The sequence below is a fragment of the Paraglaciecola sp. L3A3 genome (assembly GCF_009796765.1).
Taxonomy (GTDB): domain Bacteria; phylum Pseudomonadota; class Gammaproteobacteria; order Enterobacterales; family Alteromonadaceae; genus Paraglaciecola.
This window is the reverse complement of sequence record NZ_CP047023.1, coordinates 1,522,210-1,548,077: the sequence shown is the minus strand read 5'-3', so window position 1 is coordinate 1,548,077 and position 25,868 is coordinate 1,522,210. Positions and strand designations below refer to the sequence as shown.

The 25,868-nt window shown below is 39.3% G+C and carries 22 protein-coding genes; 6 read left to right on the top strand and 16 right to left on the bottom strand.

Annotated elements, in window-relative coordinates; genetic code table 11:
* Window positions 1–14 precede the first annotated feature (14 nt).
* Window positions 15–833 (bottom strand): plasmid recombination protein, encoded by an 819-nt coding sequence (locus GQR87_RS06425; RefSeq protein ID WP_158967655.1) that lies wholly within the window; start codon window positions 831–833, stop codon window positions 15–17.
* 600 nt (window positions 834–1,433) lie between these two features.
* Here GQR87_RS06425 and GQR87_RS06420 point away from each other — a divergent pair.
* Window positions 1,434–3,416, top strand: coding sequence for a metallophosphoesterase (locus GQR87_RS06420; protein WP_158967653.1), 1,983 nt, complete (start codon window positions 1,434–1,436; stop codon window positions 3,414–3,416).
* Window positions 3,417–3,624: 208 nt separating this feature from the next.
* Window positions 3,625–4,374 (top strand): hypothetical protein, encoded by a 750-nt coding sequence (locus GQR87_RS06415; protein WP_158967651.1) that lies wholly within the window; start codon window positions 3,625–3,627, stop codon window positions 4,372–4,374.
* A gap of 380 nt (window positions 4,375–4,754) precedes the next feature.
* Here GQR87_RS06415 and GQR87_RS06410 read toward each other — a convergent pair whose 3' ends face one another.
* Window positions 4,755–5,093: a Grx4 family monothiol glutaredoxin gene (locus GQR87_RS06410; protein ID WP_158972897.1), complete on the bottom strand. Its 339-nt coding sequence runs from the start codon at window positions 5,091–5,093 to the stop codon at window positions 4,755–4,757.
* A gap of 228 nt (window positions 5,094–5,321) precedes the next feature.
* Between GQR87_RS06410 and GQR87_RS06405 the strand changes: the two genes are divergently transcribed.
* The gene (locus GQR87_RS06405) at window positions 5,322–5,903 is read left to right on the top strand and encodes a Fe-Mn family superoxide dismutase (RefSeq protein ID WP_158967649.1); all 582 of its coding nucleotides are present in this window, start codon (window positions 5,322–5,324) and stop codon (window positions 5,901–5,903) included.
* 600 nt (window positions 5,904–6,503) lie between these two features.
* Here the strand turns inward: GQR87_RS06405 and GQR87_RS06400 are convergent.
* Window positions 6,504–6,674 carry a hypothetical protein gene (locus GQR87_RS06400; protein WP_158967647.1) on the bottom strand — a complete coding sequence of 57 codons (171 nt, stop codon included), beginning with the start codon at window positions 6,672–6,674 and terminating at the stop codon, window positions 6,504–6,506.
* 466 nt (window positions 6,675–7,140) lie between these two features.
* On the opposite strand from GQR87_RS06400, the gene GQR87_RS06395 reads away from it, so the two are divergent.
* Window positions 7,141–7,614, top strand: coding sequence for an NYN domain-containing protein (locus GQR87_RS06395; protein ID WP_199271695.1), 474 nt, complete (start codon window positions 7,141–7,143; stop codon window positions 7,612–7,614).
* A gap of 20 nt (window positions 7,615–7,634) precedes the next feature.
* On the opposite strand, the gene GQR87_RS06390 is transcribed toward GQR87_RS06395, so the two are convergent.
* The 9 genes from GQR87_RS06390 to bioB form a co-directional block, all read right to left on the bottom strand.
* Window positions 7,635–8,399, bottom strand: a complete 765-nt coding sequence (locus tag GQR87_RS06390) for a hypothetical protein (protein WP_158967645.1) — start codon at window positions 8,397–8,399, stop codon at window positions 7,635–7,637.
* 202 nt (window positions 8,400–8,601) lie between these two features.
* Window positions 8,602–10,416, bottom strand: a complete 1,815-nt coding sequence (locus GQR87_RS06385) for a ferrous iron transporter B (RefSeq protein ID WP_158967643.1) — start codon at window positions 10,414–10,416, stop codon at window positions 8,602–8,604.
* A 115-nt stretch (window positions 10,417–10,531) separates the two neighbouring features.
* Window positions 10,532–10,762 carry a FeoA family protein gene (locus tag GQR87_RS06380; protein ID WP_158967641.1) on the bottom strand — a complete coding sequence of 77 codons (231 nt, stop codon included), beginning with the start codon at window positions 10,760–10,762 and terminating at the stop codon, window positions 10,532–10,534.
* A gap of 96 nt (window positions 10,763–10,858) precedes the next feature.
* On the bottom strand, window positions 10,859–12,202 hold the full coding sequence (locus GQR87_RS06375; RefSeq protein ID WP_158967639.1) for a class II 3-deoxy-7-phosphoheptulonate synthase: 1,344 nt from the start codon (window positions 12,200–12,202) through the stop codon (window positions 10,859–10,861).
* 134 nt (window positions 12,203–12,336) lie between these two features.
* Window positions 12,337–12,807, bottom strand: a complete 471-nt coding sequence (locus tag GQR87_RS06370; protein WP_158967637.1) for a low molecular weight protein-tyrosine-phosphatase — start codon at window positions 12,805–12,807, stop codon at window positions 12,337–12,339.
* 895 nt (window positions 12,808–13,702) lie between these two features.
* A complete protein-coding gene (bioD, locus tag GQR87_RS06365; protein WP_158967635.1) occupies window positions 13,703–14,449 on the bottom strand; it encodes a dethiobiotin synthase in 747 nt (248 codons plus the stop codon).
* A gap of 19 nt (window positions 14,450–14,468) precedes the next feature.
* The gene (locus GQR87_RS06360; protein WP_158967633.1) at window positions 14,469–15,278 is read right to left on the bottom strand and encodes a methyltransferase domain-containing protein; all 810 of its coding nucleotides are present in this window, start codon (window positions 15,276–15,278) and stop codon (window positions 14,469–14,471) included.
* On the bottom strand, window positions 15,278–16,468 hold the full coding sequence (locus tag GQR87_RS06355; RefSeq protein WP_158967631.1) for an 8-amino-7-oxononanoate synthase: 1,191 nt from the start codon (window positions 16,466–16,468) through the stop codon (window positions 15,278–15,280). The genes GQR87_RS06360 and GQR87_RS06355 overlap by 1 nt, the downstream gene beginning before the upstream one ends.
* A 25-nt stretch (window positions 16,469–16,493) precedes the next feature.
* Entirely contained in the window at window positions 16,494–17,615 is a 1,122-nt protein-coding gene (bioB, locus tag GQR87_RS06350) for a biotin synthase BioB (protein ID WP_158967629.1), read from the bottom strand.
* A gap of 114 nt (window positions 17,616–17,729) precedes the next feature.
* Here bioB and bioA point away from each other — a divergent pair, with 114 nt between their 5' ends.
* Both bioA and GQR87_RS06340 read left to right on the top strand, forming a co-directional pair.
* Window positions 17,730–19,022: an adenosylmethionine--8-amino-7-oxononanoate transaminase gene (bioA, locus tag GQR87_RS06345; RefSeq protein WP_158967627.1), complete on the top strand. Its 1,293-nt coding sequence runs from the start codon at window positions 17,730–17,732 to the stop codon at window positions 19,020–19,022.
* Between the two features lie 130 nt (window positions 19,023–19,152).
* Window positions 19,153–20,847, top strand: a complete 1,695-nt coding sequence (locus GQR87_RS06340) for a Na/Pi cotransporter family protein (RefSeq protein ID WP_158967625.1) — start codon at window positions 19,153–19,155, stop codon at window positions 20,845–20,847.
* A 166-nt stretch (window positions 20,848–21,013) separates the two neighbouring features.
* Here GQR87_RS06340 and der read toward each other — a convergent pair whose 3' ends face one another.
* The 4 genes from der to hisS all read right to left on the bottom strand — a co-directional run bounded on the left by der (window position 21,014) and on the right by hisS (window position 25,769).
* Window positions 21,014–22,465, bottom strand: coding sequence for a ribosome biogenesis GTPase Der (der, locus tag GQR87_RS06335; RefSeq protein ID WP_158967623.1), 1,452 nt, complete (start codon window positions 22,463–22,465; stop codon window positions 21,014–21,016).
* Window positions 22,466–22,556: 91 nt separating this feature from the next.
* The gene (gene bamB / locus GQR87_RS06330; protein ID WP_158967621.1) at window positions 22,557–23,786 is read right to left on the bottom strand and encodes an outer membrane protein assembly factor BamB; all 1,230 of its coding nucleotides are present in this window, start codon (window positions 23,784–23,786) and stop codon (window positions 22,557–22,559) included.
* A gap of 10 nt (window positions 23,787–23,796) precedes the next feature.
* A complete protein-coding gene (locus GQR87_RS06325; RefSeq protein ID WP_158967619.1) occupies window positions 23,797–24,420 on the bottom strand; it encodes a tetratricopeptide repeat protein in 624 nt (207 codons plus the stop codon).
* A gap of 68 nt (window positions 24,421–24,488) precedes the next feature.
* A complete protein-coding gene (gene hisS, locus GQR87_RS06320) occupies window positions 24,489–25,769 on the bottom strand; it encodes a histidine--tRNA ligase (protein ID WP_158967617.1) in 1,281 nt (426 codons plus the stop codon).
* Window positions 25,770–25,868 lie beyond the last annotated feature (99 nt).

Below are 25,868 nucleotides of genomic sequence, written 5' to 3'. Positions count from 1 at the left end.
AAGCCGAGTCTCTGTTAATGTGGCACTTTTATACCTATATTTTTTTTAGCTCTTAGTTTAAAGCTTTTGATTATTTTTATAAGAAATGCCATTTTTAATTTTATTTCGTTATTTTCTTTTTTCACATTGCCCAATTCCAATTCTTTAAATTTTAGCTTCCTCTCAAATTCACCTTTTTGGTGAATTCTTTTACTTGCCTCATTTTTAAGCTCAAGGTAGTTATCCCTATCCATTCTTTTTCTTTTATTCTTAAATCTAGTATGCCCTATATCTGAACTTACTTCGTGAAAGTACCTATCAGCGAACTTCATAAGTCCTTTTTTGAACGCCCCTCTTTTTTTCTTTTTTATTTTTTCTTTGTCTTTTTCAATATACGCAGGGTGAATATCATTTATTCGCAAGGTGTTTTTGTTATAAACATAAAAGTGAATGTGGGGATTTTCCTCATCCATGTGTAAAATCGCACTTTTCATATTTTCCCCGAATTCTTTATTTAGAAATCCAATTGTTTTCCTGCACCAATTGTTTAACTCGCCGATGTCATTTACATCCTTTACCTTTATGGGGTATGAGACGACTCCAGCGACTATAACTTTACTATCCTTCCTTATTGCCCTTCCTTTTTCTTTTATGTCATCCCTAGCCTTCTTAATCTCTTCTTCAACTTCCTTCAGATCAATCCCATCTAGCTTTATTGGTGCCCTTACATTCTCTACGTGCTTGCAGTATTCAATCTCCCTCCGTGCCTCTCTAAGCACTCCAAACACGTTAGGCTGCCCCTGCCTCCCCCTTTCAAGGCCATACTCTTCAAGATGTACAAACTGTGCATTCATTATTATCCCCTTAAGAAAGCTATTGAACGCCGATTCTAGCCCTTGGGCTAGCCGACAGCAGCTTGCTGCTAGTGTACGAAGTACACCGAGTCGGTTATTTTGCGTTTAATTGCATATCAACTACAGTATAACTATGGAATATAAATTAATCCTTATAATTCAACACCGTATGATGGAAGACCTCCGCCCTCCTAAGGCTTAGATCTAGGTTCGATTCCTGGTGGGGACGCCATTTCTCTTTATCACCATATACCTCAGTTAATATAAAACCACCTTAACAAAGGCCTTCAGGCCAATCACGTGGTTTTCTCACTTTAATCAAAACTAACTAAAATAGACGGTTTTTATGCCTATTGATACACATGTGTAACACATAATTACTTTATCAACGTCTCCCCAAAAAAATTAAATACAACTAATTTAAGAATATCTTTCTTTCTCTCTTAAATAGGTAAAAATACCACCCTCACGTGCGTACCTATATGCAATATGATTCATTTAACCTTCATATAATTGCCATATAAATGAAGTGTTACATTACTACTCTGCTGCTTCACTTTTATCCGGTTAAATATACCTAAATCATTTAAGGAAGCAGCAATGTCACCCTCCATTTTGAAAAAATCGATTATCTCACTAGCACTTTTAGGCGCTTTAGCTGCCTGTGAAGGTGATAACACTTATGTTACCAACGTAATTGAAGAGGTAGTTGAGCCTGAACCAGAAACTCCAGCCCCTGAAGCTCCTGTTTATAATGAATTCAAAATTGGTTTATTACCCGATACTCAAGGTGGTAGTGACTCAGAAGGGCAAGCTCACGTTGCTATGCACCCCATGTCAGAGTTGTTAAAGCATCAAGCTGCTGCAGGCACAAATATGGTAATTGCTTTAGGTGATTTAACCGACAATGGTTCAGAGGTAGAATTTGCCGAATGGCGTTCAGTTGCTGACAGTTATAAAGAGCAAGGTATTGAATTTTTACCAGTGATGGGGAATCACGAAACCAGTTATGCTTATACATATAACTGGATTGAAAACATGAAGCATTTCATTCCAGAAGACGCGGTACACATGCCAAGTTATGAGTGGGTGAATTATTATGTGATACGGGAAAACGTATTGATTATTGGTTTGGCTTATTACAATTTGCCTATCGCTTTTGATTGGATCAAACAAGTCGTATTAGAAAACGAAGACAAGATTGAACATATAGTGGTTGCCAGCCACGATGGTTTGATTGGCGCTAAATATGGTCAAACTCGTGAACAAATAGTCGACGGCACTAAAGGTGATAATTGGGTGTTTGATGTGCAGCCTAAAATTCGTAAATTTTTTGCTGAACGTGATGTTATCTATGTACAAGGCCATGAGCATCAATATCAACGTTCTTTAATTAGCTCACAAACAGCACTGACTACATTACCATCTAGCTCTACGCCAACTGGCGGTAACTACAGAATGAATACTTACACCCAAATCATTGCTGGTAATGCCTCGTATAAAGGTTACGAGTTCCGTTTTGGTGAGCGCGATCTAGTGCAAATGATTGTGTCACAAAAAAATGCCACCAATAGCAGTGGTTCAACCCATTATGATGTGAATTCATCTTTTTTAACCTTCAATCAAGAAAGAGTTGATTACCAGTCTTACTTTGCAGAGCACACTGCCCACTCTAACGCAGCAGAGGAAGAGTTTGCAGCTGATTGGCATATGTCAGATAAATTTTCTCGTACCACCAACCGCTGTGAAACAGTGGTATATCCCAACTCAATTTTGCAAGATACTCGCCCCGTTTTAGTATTATCACCTGAATACAAAACCAATGATTGTTATGCTAACGACGGTTCGTACGTGAGCTTAGTGGGTGGTGAAAATAATACATTTAATCGTACCGATACTCGCACCAGAGATATGGGCATTACGCCTGGTTTTAGCCGCGCCGAAACATTGAATGATTTAATGCGTCTAAGTTTTCAGTGGTTATTTCAATATCATGAAAGTTGGTCTCCTAACTTAAACAGTTCGGCTCGCGTTATACCTGATTATGACAACGACGAAATGATTATCCCTGAGACAACTATTGACCTTAAAGAACATGTCACATTAAGCTGGATGCCTGCTGATGGTACCGCGTCAGATATTTTGATTGTTAGTGGCACACAAAACCAAACAGGTGTTTACCAAGATGATTATGGTGTGACAAAAGATATTGAAGCCGATACAGGGTTAACATTATCGCAAACAGATGGGTCTGCCAAACAAGCCATGGTGTTACCCGCAACAGCCACTCAATCTTGGGATATTAGTAATGCGGTAGCCGATGCCTATGCAGTCAGCTTTACTGCACCTGAGACTATAGATGCAAGCACAGTACAATTGGCAAGTTACAACAATGATTGGGCAGCCATAGCCCCTGCTGAATGTGTAGTGACACAAGCATGGGATGAAAGCTTTTTAACCCAAACACCAAGCCGTGACGCCGCCTGTAGTGATTATCCATTAGTAGGATACGACAGCGAATTTGGTAATCGTTGGTGGGTAGTATTAACTGCCGACGCTGAGTTAGCCTTAATCAACAAATAAAAATGTAATAAAGGATCAGTACAGGTTTGGCTTAAAGCCAGACTTGCACTGATCTATTTGACCCATTTATTGCCAAAATTTAGGAACACGAAAGAAAAATGATTATTTTATCATTCATTTTTGCTCTGAACTCCACTCCCCTATCCCATTATTTTCATAGCTATGTATAATCATTGCTACCTATACTCAATAACTAGTAAAACAAATAATGGCAAACGACCCTTTTGATGACATGCCTAAGTTCACCTTAGAAAAAGATGACCTTGAATCATTTCAACGCACACGTGCACAAGCGAGTAATAGCACTGGTAAAAAAGATCCTGAGCCGCAAGAGCCAGTCGCCCCTTCCAAGGGACCATCATGGATTATGTTTTTATTCTTTTTAGCCGTAATCTGTGCGGTGACAGCCTACTGGTCGTCCACACAATATAAAGTATTACAACAAGCCCAAGTGCGTATATCTGAATTAGAAAATCGTTTGTCTGCCACCGGTGAAGAAATGGACCAATCAACCGTAGCTTTAGGTGTGCAAGTAAAAGAGCTAAGTGCTAAAACCAAAGAGTTATGGGATCAAATGGATAAACTTTGGGCTTCTGCATGGCGTCGTAACCAAGCGGATATTAAAAAGCTAGAAACGTCATTAGCGTCAGTAAAAAATTCTAATGCGCTAGATATTAAATCGCTAAAAGAGACGTCATCTGGAAACGATACTGAAATAAGCTTACTTAAAGAACAATTAACCAACCAAAGCAGTATGCTTAAACAAGTACAAGAGCAATTGGTTCAAGTCAGTTCTGGTGATGCTGAAGTTGAGCAACAACTGGCCAGCTTGCGAGAAAAGTTAATATCCACGGCTTTAGCTAATAATAACTTAACGAATCGAATTGATGATTTAGATAGGCGTTTAAAAGTCACAGAAAAATTAACTAAACCATTAACTCCAGGACCTGCTTTATAGTTTAAAGCAGTAAATAGGAGATAGGAGGTAGTTAATACAATGAAAATTCTGAACATTGTAGGTCGTGGCTTTAGCTCGTCAAATTAAACAATAGACGCCATAAATGGACGACCTACAAAAGAAGAAAAGCAGCATGAAGCTGAGTGGAGCAGAAAAGATAAAAGCGATGTAGGTCGTGGCTTTAGCCCGTCTAACCCTTTGGTTTATTACGCCTACCTACTAAAATCTATTTCCTAGCCAATGCTTTTTGCTGTTCTCTGTGAGCGTAGCGCTCTGTAACTTCTGTGGTGAATAGCTTTTGCTATTTAGTCGGCGATAACAAGACAAAAAAATAGAGCGATAAACGCTCTATTTTTTTATCTGATGATTAGCTTATTCAACTATTCAACAGCATCGCCTGCACGTTTAGCGACAGACTCTTTAATCACTTCTTGTAGTTCGCCTTGCTGTGCCATTTCCATAATAATGTCACAACCACCAATTAGCTCACCGTCTACCCACAATTGTGGAAAAGTAGGCCAATTTGCATATTTAGGTAGTTCTGCACGAATATCAGGGTTTTGTAAAATATCTACATAGGCAAATTGTTCACCGCATTGCATTAATGCTTGTGACGCTTGCGACGAAAAACCACAGTTAGGTAACTTAGGCGAACCTTTCATGTACAATAAGATTGGGTTCTCTTCTATTTGTTGCTTAATTTTGTCAATAGTTTCCATAGTGGCTCTCATTTCAAATTTTAATTGTTGCAGATCTGGCGGCAAGTTTAACTTTTTCAAGGACTAATACCAATCTTAGCCTTGAAAAATTCTAAAATGACTCAATTTCATTAGTTCGAAATAATTGTAATAAATAACTAACCAGTACTTTTACATTGCGACATAAAGTACTAGCATTTAGTTCGTTTTGAATAGTGACACATTTTAACTATCTAATGGAGAAACAACATGGCTTTTGAATTACCCGCACTTCCTTATGAAAAAAACGCTTTAGAACCACATATCTCAGCTGAGACATTGGAATATCACTACGGTAAACATCATGCAACTTACGTAACTAAGTTAAATGGTTTAGTTGAAGGTACTGATTTAGCCAGCAAGAGCCTAGAAGAAATCGTTAAGAATTCTGAAGGTGGCGTTTTTAACAACGCAGCACAAATCTGGAACCATACTTTTTACTGGAACAGCTTAAGCCCAAATGGTGGCGGTGAGCCAACTGGCGCACTAGCTGATGCAATTAATGCTAAATGGGGTTCTTTCGCAGACTTCAAAGTGGCGTTAAACGACAAAGCAGTTAACAACTTCGGTTCAAGCTGGACTTGGTTAGTTAAAACAGCTGACGGTAGCCTAGACATTGTCAACACAAGCAATGCTGCGACTCCGTTAACAGACGACAGCCTAACTCCAGTGCTAACTGTAGATTTATGGGAACATGCTTACTACATCGATTACCGTAACCTTCGTCCTAAATACCTAGAAGGTTTTTGGGCATTGGTTAACTGGGAATTTGCATCAGCAAACTTCGCTTAATCAGCATTTAGTAAGTACTTAAAAAGTAAATTTTAAAGCCAGCGTTTATCGCTGGCTTTTTTGTTGGAACAGAGAAGAGCAGTAATTAGGAGATAGTAGCTAGGAAATAGTGAAAGATAAAAGCGATGTAGGTCGTGGCTTTAGCCCGTCAAATTAAACAATAGACGCCATAAATGGACACCTACAAAAGACGAAAAGCAGCGTGGGGCAGAATGAAGCAGCTAAAGATAAAAGCGATGTAGGTCGTGGCTTTAGCCCGTCAAATTAAACGATAACGGTGTTTTTTTAACTATTCTCTACCACCTATTTACTAGCTAACCTAAATACTGGATAAGCCAAATCTCTCGATAACGCTATTTTTGTGCCTAGCGGCGTTGGATTGTCTAGCAATAACACGTTATTACGCTATTGAATTGTAGTGATAAATTTAGCTTAGACGATATTTCTTATCCAGAACTCAGGTTAGCTACTGTTTTGTAGTTTTCTCTGTGAAATACTTGTGTTTTTCTTGTATTCACAACTGCTAGCTATTTTTTAAGCAAAAAAAATGAGCCTATGCATATTATGCCTGAGACTCATTTCAAATTTACCTATATGGTATTAGTGACTTTGCAGTAACCAAGATACAAATTGTTTCGCTTCTGATGTGTTCGAGAAGGTACTAAGTTGTTGGCCACATTTGTCGGCAAATGCCACTTTATGTTTGTTCACAGAAATCTGATGCACTGGGTGCTTCACTCGGATCTGTGTTCCGTTGTATGTATAAGACATAATAAAACTCATTTTTTACGGCCAAGTTTACACTTGCCCAAATTATTTCATAAGCTTCACTATAGTGTTGACGATATTACCCAAAGGTTTTACTAGGGAGACACTGGCAATACTAATTTGCCACAGTGCTTAATACTCACTTTTTTCGCCGTACAATAATTCAGCTTGTTATTATGTAATTCAACAAGTTTTTTCCTGTTAATTACTTTGTTTGAATGTTGGCTGACTGGATCAAGGAAAGACATAACATTGAAGATCTGCATTGAGAGAGGTTCAACAAATCGACAAGCACTATAGAGTATCTAAATGCACTAAGCAAGCAATTTGACTAAATGGTCAAAAAAAAATTTTACAAAATATCAGCCCCCAATATTCCAGCAAAACTTTACACTGCTGCTGCCTAATCTAGATGTTACTATTAGTTATGAACAAAAAATACTGAATCACAATCTTGGGGGAAATTACCTTGGAAAAAATTGCTATTTTTGTGGATGTACAAAACATCTATTACACCACACGCCAAGCTTATGCCCGTCAATTTAATTACCGACGTTTTTGGCAGTATGTCAGCCACCAAGGTGAAATAATTGAAGCCAAAGCCTATGCCATTGATAGAGGCGATCAACAACAGCAGAAATTCCAAAGTGCCCTCAAACACATTGGCTTTGACGTTAAACTTAAACCCTATATTCAGCGCAGTGATGGCTCAGCTAAAGGTGACTGGGATGTTGGTATCGCCATAGATGTATTAGAAGCAGCAGAACAAGCGGATACCATTATTTTATTATCAGGTGATGGTGATTTTGATTTATTACTTACAAAGGTAACTGAAAAATTCGGCTGTAAAACCGAAGTGTATGGCGTGCCAGAATTAACCGCGAATTCATTAGTTAACGCTTGCCAAAAATTTCATAAAATTGATGACAGTCTGTTGCAATAATTTTTCTGTCTAGAAAATCACTAACTATAAAATATTTTATCTTTGTCGGCTGTTTGCCTAGAGGGGGTTTGCGGCGATTCGGGATCTAATGCATCCAATAACTTTTGATTTTGTGCAACTGCACGGTTAGCCCCTAGCTTTTTTTCTTTCTCAGCCGCCTGCTCTGCGGCTTGTTCTAATAAATTATCTTTCTGCTGCTCTAAAGCAGCAATCAATGCGGCTTTATCTGCTTTACTGAGAGAGTCATCGTTTTCGATTAGTCTAATTTTTTCGTCTATTTCTTTAAGCTTGTCTCGATCAACGCCCATACGATTATCTAACAATCTTTCCATGGTTTGCGCTAACCATTGCTCATTTCGTTCAGACACTTGGTTATCTTGACCTTTACCGCTGGCATCTTCACTTACTAGACTTTTCACTAGAGTCAATTGACTTTTTATAGCATCGGTAGGTTCACCGTTATTGATAGCCATAGTTAATTGATTACTTAAGGTTTCGACTAAATTAATTTTATTGCTACCGCCACCATAACCTGGCAAATTAGCCCGAAATTGATGTCCGTGGGTGGCTAACATTAACCACTCGCCATCTTCAGCCAAGTTGTTATTTTTAAGATCCTGCACTAAGTGATCAATGTCTTTAAGACTGATGTTAGTCACATCATATTTTTGTTTGATTTGTTCAATAGATAAAGTAGACGAAGACTCGGCTTGCTGAGGAGAACTCGTCGCAGCTGAGTTTAATAGTAATGGGTTAGAGACCTGTACTTGGCTATCTATTTTCATATGATTGCTCTTAAAGACTTAGCAAAATGCGTGAGTCACAAAAGATAGCAATTAAAAGGCCAATTTAGCCAGCAGAGGGGTTAGGAGTAAACGATTGCCTTTACACCGCTCATACAGAGCGATGCAATATAAAAATATGATCCCTTGAATAAGTATTCAATACTTAACGGGCGGCAAAGTATTGCCTCTTAAGGCCGTGCTTTTAAATAAAAGTAGCAGCTAACCAAGCCATACAATAAGCCAATAATCCATAACCTAGGAACAAGCCCCAAGCAATTTTGCGACTACCAGTTTCAGCTTTTAAGGTAGCAACTGTGGCAACACACTGTAAGGCCACCACATAAAACAACATAAGACCAATACCTGCACCTAAGGTCAGTCCGTCATGTTGGATATTAGCGGCTAAACCTGCGATGTTCTCGTCAGCCCCTTCGATACCAAATAATGTCCCCAAAGCACCAACAAATACTTCTCTTGCCAAGAAAGAAACCAAGATAGCCACACCATAACGCCAATCTAAACCAAGAGGTTCAAAGATAGGCTCGATCCACTGCCCTATCATGGCTAAATACGAAGACTGTAATTCGCCATTTTGTGGGAAGTAACCCAAAAACCAAATTACCACAGAAACCATAAAGATCACCGGACCAGCACGTCGGATAAACTGCTTAGCACTGGTTAAAATTCTATGAATTAATGGTTTCCAATGAGGCAAACGGTAAGTTGGTAATTCTAAAATGAAGGGCATTTCAGTTTTATCTTTGTCCATATCAGTTAATTTATTTAACAGAGTACTAACCACCAAAGCGGTCAATATGCCAATGAAATACAAAATAAAGAAAGTAATACCCTGAAGATTAATCAGCCCCCCTAAGTATTGAGTATCAGGAATAAGTACTGCAATTAACAAAGCATACACAGGCAAACGAGCTGAACACGACATCAAAGGTATGGTCATCATAGTAATCAAACGCTTACGAGGTGATTCTATGGTTCTGGCTGCCATGATGGCTGGAATGGCACAGGCATGTCCCGACAAGTACGGAATAAAACTTCGGCCAGACAAACCAAAATAGCTTAAAGGCTTGTGACAAATAAGCGCAGCTCTGGCTAAATACCCACTGTCTTCAAGTAAACCAATAACAAAGGTCAATACCATAATTTGTGGAACAAAAACTAAGAAAGACCCCACACCTCCAAACAAGGCATCAGTCACAAAATCATTAACCATTCCTGTAGGTAAAGTGGTACTGACAACTGCAGCTATTTCGGCTAATGACATTTCCACCGCATCCATCAATGGACTCGCCCAAGTAAAAATACTTTGGAATAACAAAAACATGATGACTAAAAACATCATGCCACCAAATAGGCTATTTAATAAAAAGTCATCAATTCTATTCTGTCTTTTAAGTACCACATCGGCTTTTACCCCATAACGCTGGGACAAACTGCGGCTAATCTCTAATATGGGTTGTTCGGCATCAACTTTAACGGTTGGAATAAAATCTTCTGGGTGGGTAATCGCATCTAACAGGGCCAACTTAAACTCATGTAAACCAGTCAAAGTTTTGGCTGATAAAGCTAATACCGCACAACCTAGATCTTTACTCAGTTGTTCGGTATCTATGTTGTGACCAAAACGCTGTACTTCATCAATCATGTTTAAAGCGAAAATAACCCCTTTATTGTGTTCTAAGGCTAAATCTCTCACTTGTAAACCAAACACTAGGCTACTCTCTAAACGAGTAGCATCTAAGTTACACACCACCAAAGAGGTCTTTTCGTTATGCATAGCCTCATGAATTTTTTGAATCGCGAGTTCTTCGTCTCGAGATAAGCTTTTTAAAGAATAGGTGCCAGGGAAATCAACTAATTGGTATTGATCGAATTTTGCGCTTTTTAACTCAACAGTCACACCAGGAAAATTAGCTACTTTTTGGCGCATACCTGTAAGCTGATTAAACAGAAGACTTTTACCAGAGTTGGGTTTGCCAACTAAGATGATATTTTTCATTGAAAACCTTCACAAGAAATAAAGAGTAGGACTCAGATGGGGTTAAACGTGTAAATTTAATAACGAGTTAAAAGTTTGAAATCAGCACTCTATGCAAACTTATTTACAGTAACGGTTAGTTAACCGTAATATTGATACGATTTGCGATATCTTGTTCGAGAGAGTAAACACAATCACCTAACTGCAATACCAAAGGCCCTTTCATAGGACTACGTCGTAAACATTGAATAACCTGCCCTGCGGCAAAGCCCATTTCACTTAAACGCTGGTTGACAGCTGGTACTAAGGTAGGATCAATCCCATCAACTAAGGCAGTTTGTTTCTTTTTTATTTCCCAAAGTGTCACTGAAATACTCTACTTTTATCACAAATGAAAATCATTACTATTTATAACACCGAGCAGCTAGGAGTGCAATCAGTTACACTCCCCTGCCCGATATTTTTAGCTGACTTTTAAGTGATCGGCCACTAAGAAAGCCATTTCTAGTACTTGATCAGCATTTAAGCGAGGATCACATTGAGTTTTATAGGCTTGAGCTAGATCGTCATCACCAATTTGATAAGCACCACCAGTACATTCAGTGACATGTTGCCCTGTCATCTCTAAGTGAATACCACCAGCATGTGTACCTTCTGCTTTATGGGCAGCAAAGAACTGTTGAATTTCCCGTAAAATAGCATCAAAGTTACGAGTTTTGTAACCACTTTCAGATGTAAAAGTATTACCATGCATGGGGTCAGAACTCCATACCACTTTTCTGCCTTCTTGTTTCACTCGACGTAATAACTTAGGTAAATTCTGCTCTAAGTTATCAGCCCCCATACGGGTAATCAAGGTTAAACGGCCAGCTTCATTATTAGGGTTCAAGGCATCAATTAATTGAATTAATTCATCCTCTTGCATGCTTGGCCCAACTTTTACGCCAACAGGGTTGTGAATACCACGGAAAAATTCAATGTGTGCATGGTCTAGCTGACGAGTGCGTTCACCAATCCACAACATATGTGCAGAGCAGTTATACCAATTGCCAGTTAATGTATCGACGCGTGTCAGGGCTTGTTCATAGTTTAATAACAAGGCTTCATGCGAGGTATATAAGCTGGTTTCACGAAGTGTCGGCGTATTCGTTGCATTTATGCCCATCACACTCATTAACTCTAATGAATCTTGAATACGCTTGGCTAAATCTTGGTATTTATCTTTTAATGGATTATTTTCCACAAAAGCCATATTCCAACGATTGACTTCGTGTAAATCTGCTAAGCCACCTTGGGCAAACGCACGTAACAAATTCAGTGTAGATGCGCTTTTATTATAAGCCTCAACCATACGCAGAGGATCAGGGCGACGGGCTTCTTTAGTAAATTCAAAATTATTAATGATGTCACCACGATAACTCGGCAATGCTACACCATTTATGGTTTCAAAATCACCTGAACGAGGTTTTGCATATTGACCAGCCATACGTGCAACTTTAGTCACCGGACAACGACCAGCAAAAGTTAAAACGATTGCCATTTGCAAAATAACTTTGAAAGTATCACGAATTTTAGGCGCATTAAATTCGTCAAAAGATTCGGCACAATCTCCACCCTGCAACAAAAATCCTTTGCCTTCTGCCACATCACCTAATTGTCTAAACAGCTCACGGGTTTCAGCCGCAAAAACCAAAGGAGGGTAACTTTTTAGGGTCTTTTCCACTTGGCTAAGTTCTTGTTTATCTTCATATGTAGGTTGTTGCACTATTGGCTTTGCACGCCAACTATCAGGTTGCCACTGGCTCACGATTTTTCCTTGCTATATTTAGTTAAAAAATTTTAATTTATTGGCTAAAACACCACCAACAAACTGGGATGAAGAACTTAGTGGTAATACCTCTAAATATCAACAGCAAAAGCTACTTTTTTACGAATAAAGTCCTAAGCTGATTGGATATTTTTCAATAAACCAATAGAAGCTTCTTCTATAAGATCTAAAACATATTCAAATCCCCGTTTACCACCATAGTATGGGTCGGGCACTTCTTCTTCTTCAGAATCACAATGGCTTAAAAATAACGATACTTTTTGCTGATACTCTTCAGGGCAGATCTCTAATAAATTTTCGAGATTTTTTTTATCCATCGCCAATATATAGTCGAATTTTTCAAAGTCTTTTTCATCTACTCGACGACATTTTAAGCCCTTGAAGCTGTAGCCTCTTTCTTGGCCGACTTCTTGAGAACGTTTGTCTGGCGCGGCACCTTTGTGATAACCGGCGGTTCCCGCCGAGTCCACAATAACATCGAAACCAAGCTCTTTAGCTTTATGTTTAAACACAGCTTCTGCACTCGGCGAGCGACAAATATTTCCTAAACATACAAACAACACCGAAACTTTGTTAGCTGCCATTAGTTATCCTACTCATTATATTCTTATTACATCCAAGGTATTGTATCTGTCTCTACTGGCAATTCCCATTAATACGAATAAGAAAAGAGTAAGCAAGTTTGTTATTATTATATGTTCACGAAATACGTTAATTTGAAAGTGCCAATGCGAGTTTTAATGTTAAGTAACCTGAATACTGAATAAACCGAACCTCTCGATAACGCTCTTTTTGTACCTAACGGCGTTGGATTGTCTAGCAATAACACGTTATTACGTACGACAATCCGCATTGATAAGTGACCTCTCAGAATGCATCCAGCGGTTTTTGAACAAGGCCTCGGTGTACTTCAGGCATCCTGCCTTTCGCTTAAGCCAGCGGAGCTGTTCAAAAATGTTCCAGACATTTTTGTGCAGGAATGGTTGTCCCCTTTCAAATACCGAGAACGCAGGGAAAAATCTGCTGGGACATTCCTTTCAGGCGAGTTTTCAATGCGCTTACTCAGTGTTGCTCAAACTCGAAAGAGCACTGGCTCTTTTTTAATAAAAAGATTCATTCTAGCGCCTTGATTAAGCGCATGTAAACTCTCGCTGAGTGGCTACGTTTCAATACTGATTGGTATTAATCCTCACTATAAAGATTATTAGCCACCAGGGCATAATGGCGAAACTCGTGCTGAACGTATTCAAGAATTTTGTTCTTTACATCCATAGATGTCAGTCATAGGTATTAGAGAAGGAAGTGCCCTCTTACTGAAGGAGAATACATTACAGTTAAAAGGCCATTTGCCTGCTGTGGTATTTCAAGGCAAAAAGATATTAGCAATAAAATATACACAATATTTGAGCTGTTTTTTATAATTTTGACTACTTAAGAAGTTGCTCAAGCCGCATCATTTTGATGGTCAATCATTGCAATTTAGTCTGTTAACTCATGCTGACGAAAACCTAAGGCTTGTAAATCTAAGTATTTCCCTGCGTGTTCTGGATCTGCCAATCTCGGTACATTCCCCAAAAATGGCGCATCAATAAGACTTTTTAAACTGTCAATATTTTCGTCGATCAATGCCATATTCGAATCAATCTGATTGGCCACCCAGCCTGCTATTTTCAGTCCATCATTACGAATTGCTTCGGCAGTTAATACTGCATGATTTAAACAACCTAAACGCATGCCAACTACTAAAATAACCGACAAATTTTGCGCCGCCACAAACTCAGACAAATACCTAGCACGTCCTTGATAACTTCCCCCTAAAGGTAATCGCCATCCACCCGCACCTTCGATAACAATCACGTTTGCTTCTTTTTGTACCAAATGTACAAAACCTTCACGAATTTTGTCGATAGAAATAAAATGTACATCATCTTCACCAGCATTGGCTTTTAAAGCTAAATGCGGGGCAATGGGTGCTTCAAAAGCAATGGGATTTACCTCTTCATATTGCAATTCAATACTGGCGTATTGTTGCAAAATTAATGCATCCTCATTTCGCAAACCATCAATAGTTTTATCACAGCCAGCAGCAATAGGTTTATAAGCCGCAGTCGAGTAACCTTTTTCATTTAACGCCAGCAACAAACCTTTACTAATAAAAGTTTTACCAATTTCGGTATCTGTACCTGTGACAAAAAATGCACGATTACTTTCTGTTAGCTGTCCCATATTAATCCTATTCTTAAATTTAGGGTTTTATACAATGTAACAAACAGACCTGATAAGTCAGAGGAAGTTGCGTATTTTCGGCAAATAATTCTTGGTAAACTGTTTCAAGGTTTTGCAAGATATGGCGATTGAATGGTTTTTGCACAACTAACTGAGTCTGTTCATTAGGTAAAACAATATTAGCACCAATACATTTAATCGAGGCTAATAATTGCCTAAGGTTAGCATACCAAGTGTCATATTTCTTAGTGCTTAGTTGTACTTGTAAACCTTGCTTCAATGCAGCCTCATGCCAAATTTGGGCACTAGCAAAGTCATTCACATGTTTAATATTATCTAACTGTTGCCAGCTATGATTCAACTGAGTAAAAGAGCCGTCACACATAATGGCTAAAACAGCCTCAGAGCCAGAACTCAATACACGATTTATTTCAGCGACCACTAATTCAGGATGATGACACCATTGCAACACCATAGATGAAAAAACGCGATCTACCGATTGACTAGCTAAAGGTAAATGTTCTGCATCACCTTGTAACCAGTGAACATTTTTATCTTTTATTTGCTTGTTCTGTTGTGCATAAGACAACATACCAAAGGCTAAATCTAGCCCATATATTCGGTGAGACTTAGCTGCTAACAACGGAATATTACGCCCAGTGCCACAACCTATGTCTAATAGATTGTGACCGCCAGCAGACAAAAGCGCCATGGCATCTTGAGCTATTTTTTGCTGCACATCAGCTGCTGAATCGTAAGACTTGGCAGCACGACTAAATTGTTGAGCAATACGTGATTTGTGACATGTTAACTGTGCAGATACCGACATTATGCTTTAGTACTTTTCTGGGTGGACTGTAAAGTTAATTGCAAAGCATCTACCAAAGCTTGAATATCTTGTTCTTCATGCCCTGCGCTTAAGGTGATACGTAAACGGTCGGTATTTTTAGGCACAGTTGGATAACGTATCGCCGACACCCATATTCCTAATTTTTTGAGCCTTTCGCTGGCCTCTAACGCTTTTTCAGCGTTGCCAATTAATACAGGTTGGATAGCGGTGTCTGAAGGCATTAAAACTAATCCAGCAGCTTGGGCTAACTGCTTAAATTGCTGAATGCGTTGCTGCAGTATGTCCTTATTTTGTAATCTTTTTTGCGACTGCAAACAAGCCAGTGTGGCGTAAGCTTGAGCTGCAGGCATAGCTGTACTGTAAATATAATGACGAGCAAAATTAACTAAGTAATCAATCAAATTGTTACTACCAGCAACAAATGCGCCTGCCGTACCTATTGCTTTACCAAAGGTGGCCATTAATACCGGTAATTGTTGTGGTGACAAATTATGCAACTCCGTCACACCTAAACCTTTTTTACCTAACACGCCAAAACCATGTGCGTCATCCACCAGCAACCATGCAGGGGTATGTTCTGTGATAGATAAAATATCAGTCAATGGCGCTTGATCGCCATCCATACTGAATACTCCTTCAGTGGCCACTAAAATATCGTCTTTAGGATCGGCCTTGGCTAAAAGAGTTTGAAGATGGTTTAGATCATTGTGGCGAAAACGCTTGAGCTGAGCATCACAAGCTTGAGCGCCGTCAATAAAAGAAGCGTGTATCAGTTTATCGGCCAAAATTAAGCCTTTATTGCTAGCGGCAAACAGCGCTTGGCAAATAGCTTGATTGGCGGCAAAACCTGAATTAAACAATAACACTTTTTCACGGCCTAATTCTGCTGCTAAATATTCTTCTAATGCTTGGTGCACATAACTATAACCAGTCACAAGAGATGAAGCGCCACTTCCCCCTCCTAGCTCACTTATGCCATCTACCCAAGCTTGAGCAACAACATTGGAGCGACGCATGGCTAAATAGTCATTACTAGAAAAATTAATGTAATGCTGACCATCAACTTGTATTAAAGGACCTTGGGCAGATTCAATAATCTTTCTTTGACGCAATAAGCCAGTGCTTCTGCGTTCAGCTAAAGCGGTTGAAATAAAACCAAAAGCACTCATACCAATTCCCATTGATCTAATTTTTTTATAACGCTTCTAGAGGTTTACTAGCGGCATCATAAAATAAGTTATCACTATTTTTATTATCCATTTCGGCTAGTTTCTCAATTTCTTCTAAAAGTGCGCCTTCGTGAGCTTCGTCTGAATATTCACGGGTTTGTTGTGAATTAATCCCTAATTTTTTAAACAAGAGTACATCTTCATGGGTATCAGGATTAGAAGTCGTTAATAGTTTGCAGCCGTAAAAAATTGAATTAGCCCCGGCTAAGAAACACATAGCTTGCATTTGCTCGTTCATGGCTTCGCGGCCAGCAGACAAACGCACATAAGATTTAGGCATCATGATCCGGGCAACCGCTATGGTCCGAATAAATTCGAAATGATCTAAATCATCGACATTTTCCATAGGTGTACCTTTAACTTTTACTAACATATTGATAGGCACACTTTCTGGTTGTTGCTCTAGATTAGCTAGTTGCATCAACAAACCACTTCTGTCAGCTGCTGTTTCACCCATACCTACTATACCGCCAGAACATACGTTCATGCCCGCATTTCGCACATTAGACAAAGTATCTAGTCGATCTTGGTATGTACGGGTAGTAATAATATCACCATAAAACTCTGGTGAGGTATCTAGGTTATGGTTGTAATAATCTAAACCCGCTTGTTTTAGTGCCAATGCTTGATCGCGGGTTAACATACCTAAAGTCATACAGGTTTCTAGGCCCAGTTTTTTGACTTCTTTGACCATGTCAATCACATAAGGCATATCTCTGTCACGAGGATTACGCCAGGCAGCGCCCATACAAAAACGTGTTGAGCCCGTTATTTTGGCCTCTTGAGCTCGTTGGATCACTTTTTCTATTTCTAACAAACGTTCTTTTTCTAGGCCTGTATCGTAACGTGCGCTTTGTGGACAATATTTACAATCTTCAGGGCAAGCACCTGTTTTGATTGAAAGCAAGGTGCTCACTTGTACATGATTCGGGTCAAAATGTTGTCTGTGCACACATTGAGCCTTAAACAATAAATCATTAAATGACAGGGCAAAAAGTGCGTTAACTTCTGTTAAACTCCAGTCGTGACGGACATTTGATGAACTAGAATTGACTGGTTCAGATTGTTGTGACAATTGTGATGACATAGATAAACCTTAATTTTTATCAAACTTTACTTCCAAAGCGAGCGCGCTTAGTCTATGTTTCCGGCCCACATTGTCAACCTAATTTAAAAACAACCATTTACATCTGGATGAATTTTGAACAAAGATAATATACAAACAAATCTTCTTTTTGATCAACAACATATTTGGCACCCTTATACTTCAGCTATTAATCCTCTGCCCTGTTATCAAGTAGTCAAAGCTGAAGGTGTTTATATTCATTTAGCCAGTGGTGAAAAACTAGTAGATGGCGTGTCATCTTGGTGGACAGCGATTCACGGTTACAACCATCCGGAGTTAAATAAAGCAGTACAAGAGCAAACCCAAGATTTTTCCCATGTGATGTTTGGCGGTTTAACTCACCAACCTGCCATTGATTTATGTCGTACATTAATTGATATCACGCCATCGGGTTTAGATAGAGTATTTTTAGCAGACTCTGGCTCGGTATCAGTAGAAGTAGCGATGAAAATGGCCCTGCAATATTGGGCTTGCCAAGGCAATGGCAACAAACATAAGTTTATTACCCCAAGAAACGGTTATCACGGCGACACTTTCGCTGCTATGTCGGTTTGCGACCCAGTGAACGGCATGCATAGTTTATTTACTGATTCTCTGAATCAGCAAATATTTGCTCCTTCCCCACAAACACGTTTTGATAAACAATGGAACGAAGACGACATCGCATCTTTAGAAGAATTAATTCATAACCATCATCATGAATTGGCAGCACTGATCATTGAACCTATAGTACAAAATGCTGGCGGCATGCGTATTTATCATCCTGAGTATTTAAAACGTTGTCGCCAACTATGTGACGATTACGGCTTACTGCTTATTTGTGATGAAATCGCCACAGGCTTTGGCCGCACGGGTAAACTCTTTGCCTGTGAACATGCCGATATCAGTCCTGATATCATGTGTTTAGGTAAAGCGTTAACTGGCGGCTATATGACTCTAGCGGCCACTTTATGTTCAGAAGACGTGGCTCAAGGTGTATGCCAAGGTGAGCCTGGTGTATTTATGCACGGCCCCACTTTTATGGGAAATGCCCTAGCTTGCGCAGTGGCCAATGCCAGTTTAAAACTGATCCAACAAGGTGATTGGCAACAGCAAGTGGCGCAAATCGAACAACAACTGAAAAATGATTTATTACCCTGTAAGAACTTAGAATCAGTAGCAGATGTCAGAGTGTTAGGCGCAATAGGTGTGGTAGAAACCAAATCTGCGGTGAATGTAGCTGAAATCCAAAAAGAGTTCGTCAAACAAGGCGTATGGATCCGCCCCTTCGGTAAACTGGTTTACATTATGCCCCCGTATATCATCAGCCAGCCACAATTAAAACAACTGACCAGTGCTATATACAAAGCATTAAAAAATAATAAATAAAGTAAATAGTTGTGAGTAACGTTTAAGATTGATTCTGCTACAGCATAAAAATATGTTTATTATAGAAACCATAAAAAAGACCTATTTCGACTAAAATCAATATTCAAATTAATACAAGGGTAACTCTTAAGTGGAATCATTAACCTTAGTAGGCACTATTTTTGGAGGTTTAGGCTTATTTTTATTAGCTATCGGAATGATGACTGATGGCTTAAAACTTGCCGCGGGCACATCACTTAGAAAACTCCTATCAAAATGGAGCAGTACCCCACTTCGCGGCATTTATTCTGGCTGTTTTATGACTGCAGTAGTCCAGTCATCCAGCGCAGTTACCGTAGCTTCTTTAGGTTTTGTTAATGCCGGCCTGATTAGTATGCGCCAAGCTTTAGGTATAATTTACGGAGCAAATATTGGTACAACCATGACAGGTTGGTTAGTAGCCTTAATGGGGTTTAATCTAAATATTAATGCTTTTGCATTACCCATGGTGGGTTTGGGCATGTTACTCAAGCTAGTTAAACAACATGGAAGAGCTGCGTCTTTTGGTACGGCATTAGTCGGATTTGGCTTATTTTTTATTGGTATTGATATTCTTAAAGATGCATTCGATGGGATTGTGCAAACCTTAGATATTAGTAGCTTCAAAGCTGACGGTATTATGGGGATTGTAACCTTTCTATTGGTTGGCATTATCATGACTGTATTAACTCAAAGCTCAAGTGCATCCATAGCACTGACTATCACCGCAGTGTCTACAGGAATGGTTGGTGTTTATGCGGCGGGCGCTATGGTCATTGGGGCGAATATTGGCACAACCTCTACCGCTCTACTAGCCTCAATTGGCGCGACATCAAACGCCAAACGAGTAGCCCTCGCTCAAGTTATATTTAATGCAGCTACCGCTATGGTAGCTTTACTTTTATTACCCGTGCTGTTTTATCTGATCGCACTAATGACTAAAGTTTTTAATCTAAATGCAGATCCAGCTATTTCGTTAGCCCTTTTTCATAGCCTGTTTAATATACTTGGCGTGTTATTGATATATCCTTTTAATGATCGTCTTGCGACATTTTTAGAAGCCAGATTTCATACATGGGAAGAAACCGCCTCTCACCCGCAATTTTTAGATAACACCATAGCGCAAACTCCAGTGCTTGCAGTTAATGCCTTAATATTGGAAAGTTTGGCTATTTCCGACAAAATAATCACCTTATATGTAAAGTTCTCCTCCGAGAACGCCACTAAAAGTCACGACTTTAAACATGAAATAAACGTCATAAAACTACGATGTTCTGGAGTATCCAAGTTTATTGTCAATATACAAGGTTCTGTTTTAGGCCAAGATACCACTGATGATTTAGCGGCTTTGATGCGAATAAACCAATATTTTGTCAATTGCATAACGTCAATCGAGCATCTAGCAGAACACCTGAACAAACTGGAATATCCTGCTATTGCCTCAGATCAAAAACATTTCAAACAATATATTACAGGTGTACTGACATTCATTACTATTAGTCGTACAGAGAAAGCCAATAACACCGAATTACTGCAGCAACAATTTACCCAGCTACAAGCTGAACATGATGATTTTAAAGCGCAGTTGATACTAGAAGGTACACGTTCGCAAATTTCTATTGCACAAATGTCTGAGTCAATTGATTGTTTGGCCGAGATATCTAAATTTTCGCGGCAATGGTACAAAGCATTTATCCACATTAAAACATTACAAACAAAACTTGAATTAGCTGAAATTCCAGTAGCAGATAAAGAAGCAAAACCATCATTAGAATCGCAGGAGAACGAAGCGAATGAAAAACGCTAGTTAGAGCAGATAGAACTAGCTTCAATATATTAGGGTAATATTTCTGAATTAGGACCGAGAAGTCCTAAAATGGGGCCAGTTCACAGTGTTTTTTACTCACTATTGGCTAGCTACTGCTTATTCTGCCCCACTTTTTTTAAAATATTTTAATCTGATTTTTTCAGATTTATTTAGCCTTTTTATGCATGCGCATTAATTGTCTGCGTTTACGACGTTGTGAATCATTTAAACTACTGTGATCAGTTTCGTAAGGGTTAGCCCCTTCTCTAAACTCAATCTTAATAGGTGTTCCCATGACTTGCAGAGACTTACGAAAGTAGTTCATTAAGTAACGTTTATAAGAATCGGGCAGATCTTTTAACTGGTTACCATGAATAACAATTAATGGAGGGTTATACCCACCGGCATGAGCATATTTCATTTTCACACGGCGCCCACGCACAACTGGTGGTTGGTGATCATCTTGCGCCATATCCATAATACGGGTCAACATTGAAGTGGTAATACGTTTGGTTGCCGATGCATAAGCTTCCTGTACCGACTCAAACAAATGCCCTACACCTGTACCATGTAATGCAGAAATAAAGTGTAAACGGGCAAAATCAATAAAACCTAAACGTCTGTCTAATTCCCGTTTAATTTCGTCTTTTACATCTTTATCTAAGCCGTCCCATTTATTTACTGCTACAACTAACGAACGACCTGCATTTAAAATAAAACCTAATAAACTCAGATCTTGATCGGTAATCCCTTCTTGGGCATCGACCACAAACAGCACCACATTCGATTCTTCTATGGCTTGTAGGGTTTTAACAATAGAGAATTTTTCAACGGCTTCAGAGATATTACGACGTCTTCTTACGCCAGCAGTATCAATTAATACGTACTCTCTACCATCTCGCTCCATAGGCACAAACACACTGTCTCTAGTGGTACCAGGTTGGTCATAAACCACGACCCTTTCTTCACCCAATATACGATTGGTTAAAGTTGATTTACCTACATTGGGTTTACCCACTATAGCTAATTTAATAGGTAAAGCTTGAAGACGAGCTAGTTGCTCCTCTGCATCTTCCTCTTGAAACTCTTCATCATTTTCTTCAGGAACATGCATATCAGGGAACTGGTCAGCTAGAGGTGCTAAAGAAGCTTGTAATAACTGTGTCACACCTCGTCCATGGGCTGCGGCAATTTGATTGACATCACCTAAACCAAGAGCAAAGAAGTCTGCACTTTCAGCATCGCCATCAATACCGTCTACTTTATTAGCCACCACATAAACAGGTTTTTCTTGTCTGCGTAAATGCTCAGCTATGCCTTGATCGGCAGCTGTCATCCCTACACGGGCATCCACTAAAAACAACACCACATCAGCTTCGATTATGGCTAACAATGATTGTTCAGCCATTGCCATATCTATGCCTTTTTCGTCGCCACTGATACCACCAGTATCAACAACAATAAATTGCAATCCTTCGTATTCAGCTTGGCCATATTTTCTATCCCGGGTTAAACCAGGAAAATCTGCAACTAACGCATCTCGGGTTCGAGTTAAGCGGTTAAATAAAGTAGACTTTCCAACATTAGGACGGCCAACTAGGGCAACGACGGGTAACATAAATACATATCCTGTAGACAAAAACGGCTAAGAAAAATTCTTAGCCGTATTAAACATCATAAATATCGAACTTAACTCGATACTTTAAAACTTAAGGGGTTTCAATAGCAACCAATGTACCATCTCTGGTTTGGGTGTAAAGCACTTGACCGTCTGATATAGGAGCAGCATAAATGCTTTCATCATCATCATCCCCTCCCACTTCTAGGCGGGCGACTATAGCGCCATCTGTTTGGCTAAACCAATGTAAATATCCATATTTATCGCCTGCTACTAAATAATCACCTATTGGAGTGACACCTGTTAACAAGCGTTTTTTCAGCGCACCTTGACTCCATAATTCAACACCATTACGGCTGTCTAACGCATAGATATAACTATTTGTATCAACTAAATAAAGTGTAGTGCCAGACAAACTTAAAGTGCGGTACGACTTATACTCTCGCTTCCAGATCACTCGGCCTGTACGCATTTCTACTGCAGCTAAACTGCCATCATAAGAAATCACATAAATAATGCCATTTGCCACTAGAGGTTTACTATCGATATCAACAATACGTTCTAATTCAGTCACACCTGTCGCTGCAGAAATAACTTGTTCCCAAGCAGACTGCCCAGACTCAAGAATATTAACCACTAACTTACCAGTCGCAGTACCAATAATTGCACCACCATTGGCTGCAGCTGGAGCGGAAACTCCTCGCAAAGACAAAGGAGGCACATCAGATTCATATACCCAAAGTTGCTCACCATTCGATGCATCTAAAGCGAATACAAATCCAGAACCTGTATTCACCACTATCACACCAGAATCGACAGCCGGGGGAGCCAGAACTTCACCTTTTACTTCAGTGATCCACTTTTGTTCACCGGTATTGGCATCGAGCGCTATAACTTCACCATTTTCAGTGCCCAAAAAGACGGTTTCGTAAGCAACACTTACACCACCAGCTATTTTGGCTGGTATGCCGTTAGACCATAGTTTTTTAACACTAGCAGTTAAACCTTCTTCTTTGTATGTGGCTAAATTTCTCTGCCAAACTTGTTTACCTGTCTTTTGATCAAAAGCCGCAATTAAACCTTGTCTATTAGCTGCGTAAACTTTTCCGTAATTTACGGCCGGAGTCAGTTTTGAATAAAACTTACCTATGCCATTACCCAAATCTTCAGACCATAATGTCTTGGGGGTAAACTGAGCATCAATCGGTTTTAAGCGACGAATTTCAAGTTCATCATCGTCATAAAACCAATTGGCGATAGTTGTACATCCAGACAAAACTAAAGAACTAGACAGCAGTAAAGATACTAAAAGTCGGTTCACGTTTACCACCTTACCCGTTAGCCAATATAGCTAAGTTATCTAACTTCATTTTTAACACAGGATTACGCTCATTATTTTCTAACGCAGCACTATAAGCAGCACGAGCCTTATCAAACAATTTCTGCGCTTTATAAACATCGCCTTTAATTTCTTGAGATGCTCCCGTAAAAGCTTCATCATCAATGCTATCAGCTGTGGCTAAAGCAAGGTCTAATTCACCTTGTTCTAATTGAATACGAGCTAAACGCACTTGTGCAACTGACTTAACAGCAGATACTTGAGTGTTAGAGACTACAAATTCTAATTGTTTCGCAGCTTCAGATAAATCTTCACTATCTATCGCTTTTTTAGCAAGCTCAAGAGCCATTAACAAAGAGTACCCGGTGTCGCTGTGAGTATCGATATAACTTTTGGCCTGACTAAAACCTTTGTCATCGCTAAGTAATTCTAAAGCAGCCTTTTCATATGCAATCGAAGCTTGTTCTTTCGTTTCAATTTGACTGTCATTGTAATAACGCCATCCATATAAACCACCAAGACCTAACACAGCCCCAACAATTAGCGCAGTACCATTTTCTTTCCAAAAGCGTTTAATTGCTTCGACTTGTTGTTCTTCAGTTTCAAACTGGTCCATTGTTTATTCCTCTTACAACTTGATTACCATATTGGTAACACTCAATATTAATATCTAACTTTGCAGTTTTATTTAGCAAATAAATTACTAACAAACGCCACTAGTTCATTTTTAGCAATCGTTTGTTGTGCTTGTTGATCACGCAAATATTTGACTGCAACTTGTTCTTGTTCAAATTCATTTTGGCCAATAATTAACGCTATATTTGCACCGCTATTATCTGCACGTTTCATTTGTTTTTTAAAATTACCACCACCGCAGTGATTCATTATTCTTAATTGCGGTAGATTATCTCGTAAATCTTCACTAATTAACCGAGCATAAAGTTCTACTGACTCATCCATAGCGGTAATATACACATCTACAGCGGGTTCAACATTTTTATCTAACTCTAAGGTTTGCAACATTAGCACTAAACGTTCCAAGCCCATTGCAAAACCGACGCCTTGTGTACCTTTTCCGCCTAACTGTTGCACTAAACCATCATAACGCCCACCAGCACAAACAGTCCCTTGAGAGCCAAGGCTGTCGGTTACCCATTCAAAAACAGTACGATTATAATAATCTAAACCACGTACCAAAGACGGGTTAACTCGATATTGGATACCTAACTTGTCTAATCGTTCACATAAACCTTGAAAATGTTTTGTCGAGTCTTCGTCTAAACAATCAATCAGTTTAGGCGCCCCCACTATGGCTGCTTGAACTTGTGGGTTTTTACTATCTAAAACACGTAAGGGATTAGACTCTAAACGTCTTAAACTATCTTCATCTAAATCAGCTTGTTTGGTTTTTAAGAAGGTCACTAATTGTTCTTTATAAGCAGCTCTTGCTTCAGCAGAACCCAAAGAGTTGATTTCTAAGGTGACATGTTCAGTAATACCAAACATTTTCCACAAACGGGCACTTAATAAAATAACTTCAGCATCTATATCTGGCCCTTCAAGACCAAATACCTCAACCCCGAACTGATGAAATTGACGATAACGACCTTTTTGTGGGCGTTCATGCCTAAACATTTGTCCCATATACCATAAACGTTGCTGCTGATTATATAACAAACCATGTTCGTTACCCGCACGGACAACACTTGCAGTACCTTCTGGACGTAAAGTTAAACTATCCTCATTACGATCGGCAAAGGTATACATTTCTTTTTCGACTATGTCAGTGACTTCACCGATTGACCGTTTAAATAAGTCGGTACTTTCAACAATAGGGGTACGTATTTCTTGATAACCATAACTGGCGACGACTTGGCGCGCAGTGGATTCAACGTACTGCCACAGACTTGTTTCTGTAGGTAAGCAGTCGTTCATTCCGCGAATTGCCTGAATTTGTTTCGACACTAACTGTAATCTCTTATTGCAATAATTAAAAAAAGCCCCGCATTATAGGGGCTTTGTGCTAAAACGTAAAACACTGGTTAGGAAATAACCTAGCTAAAT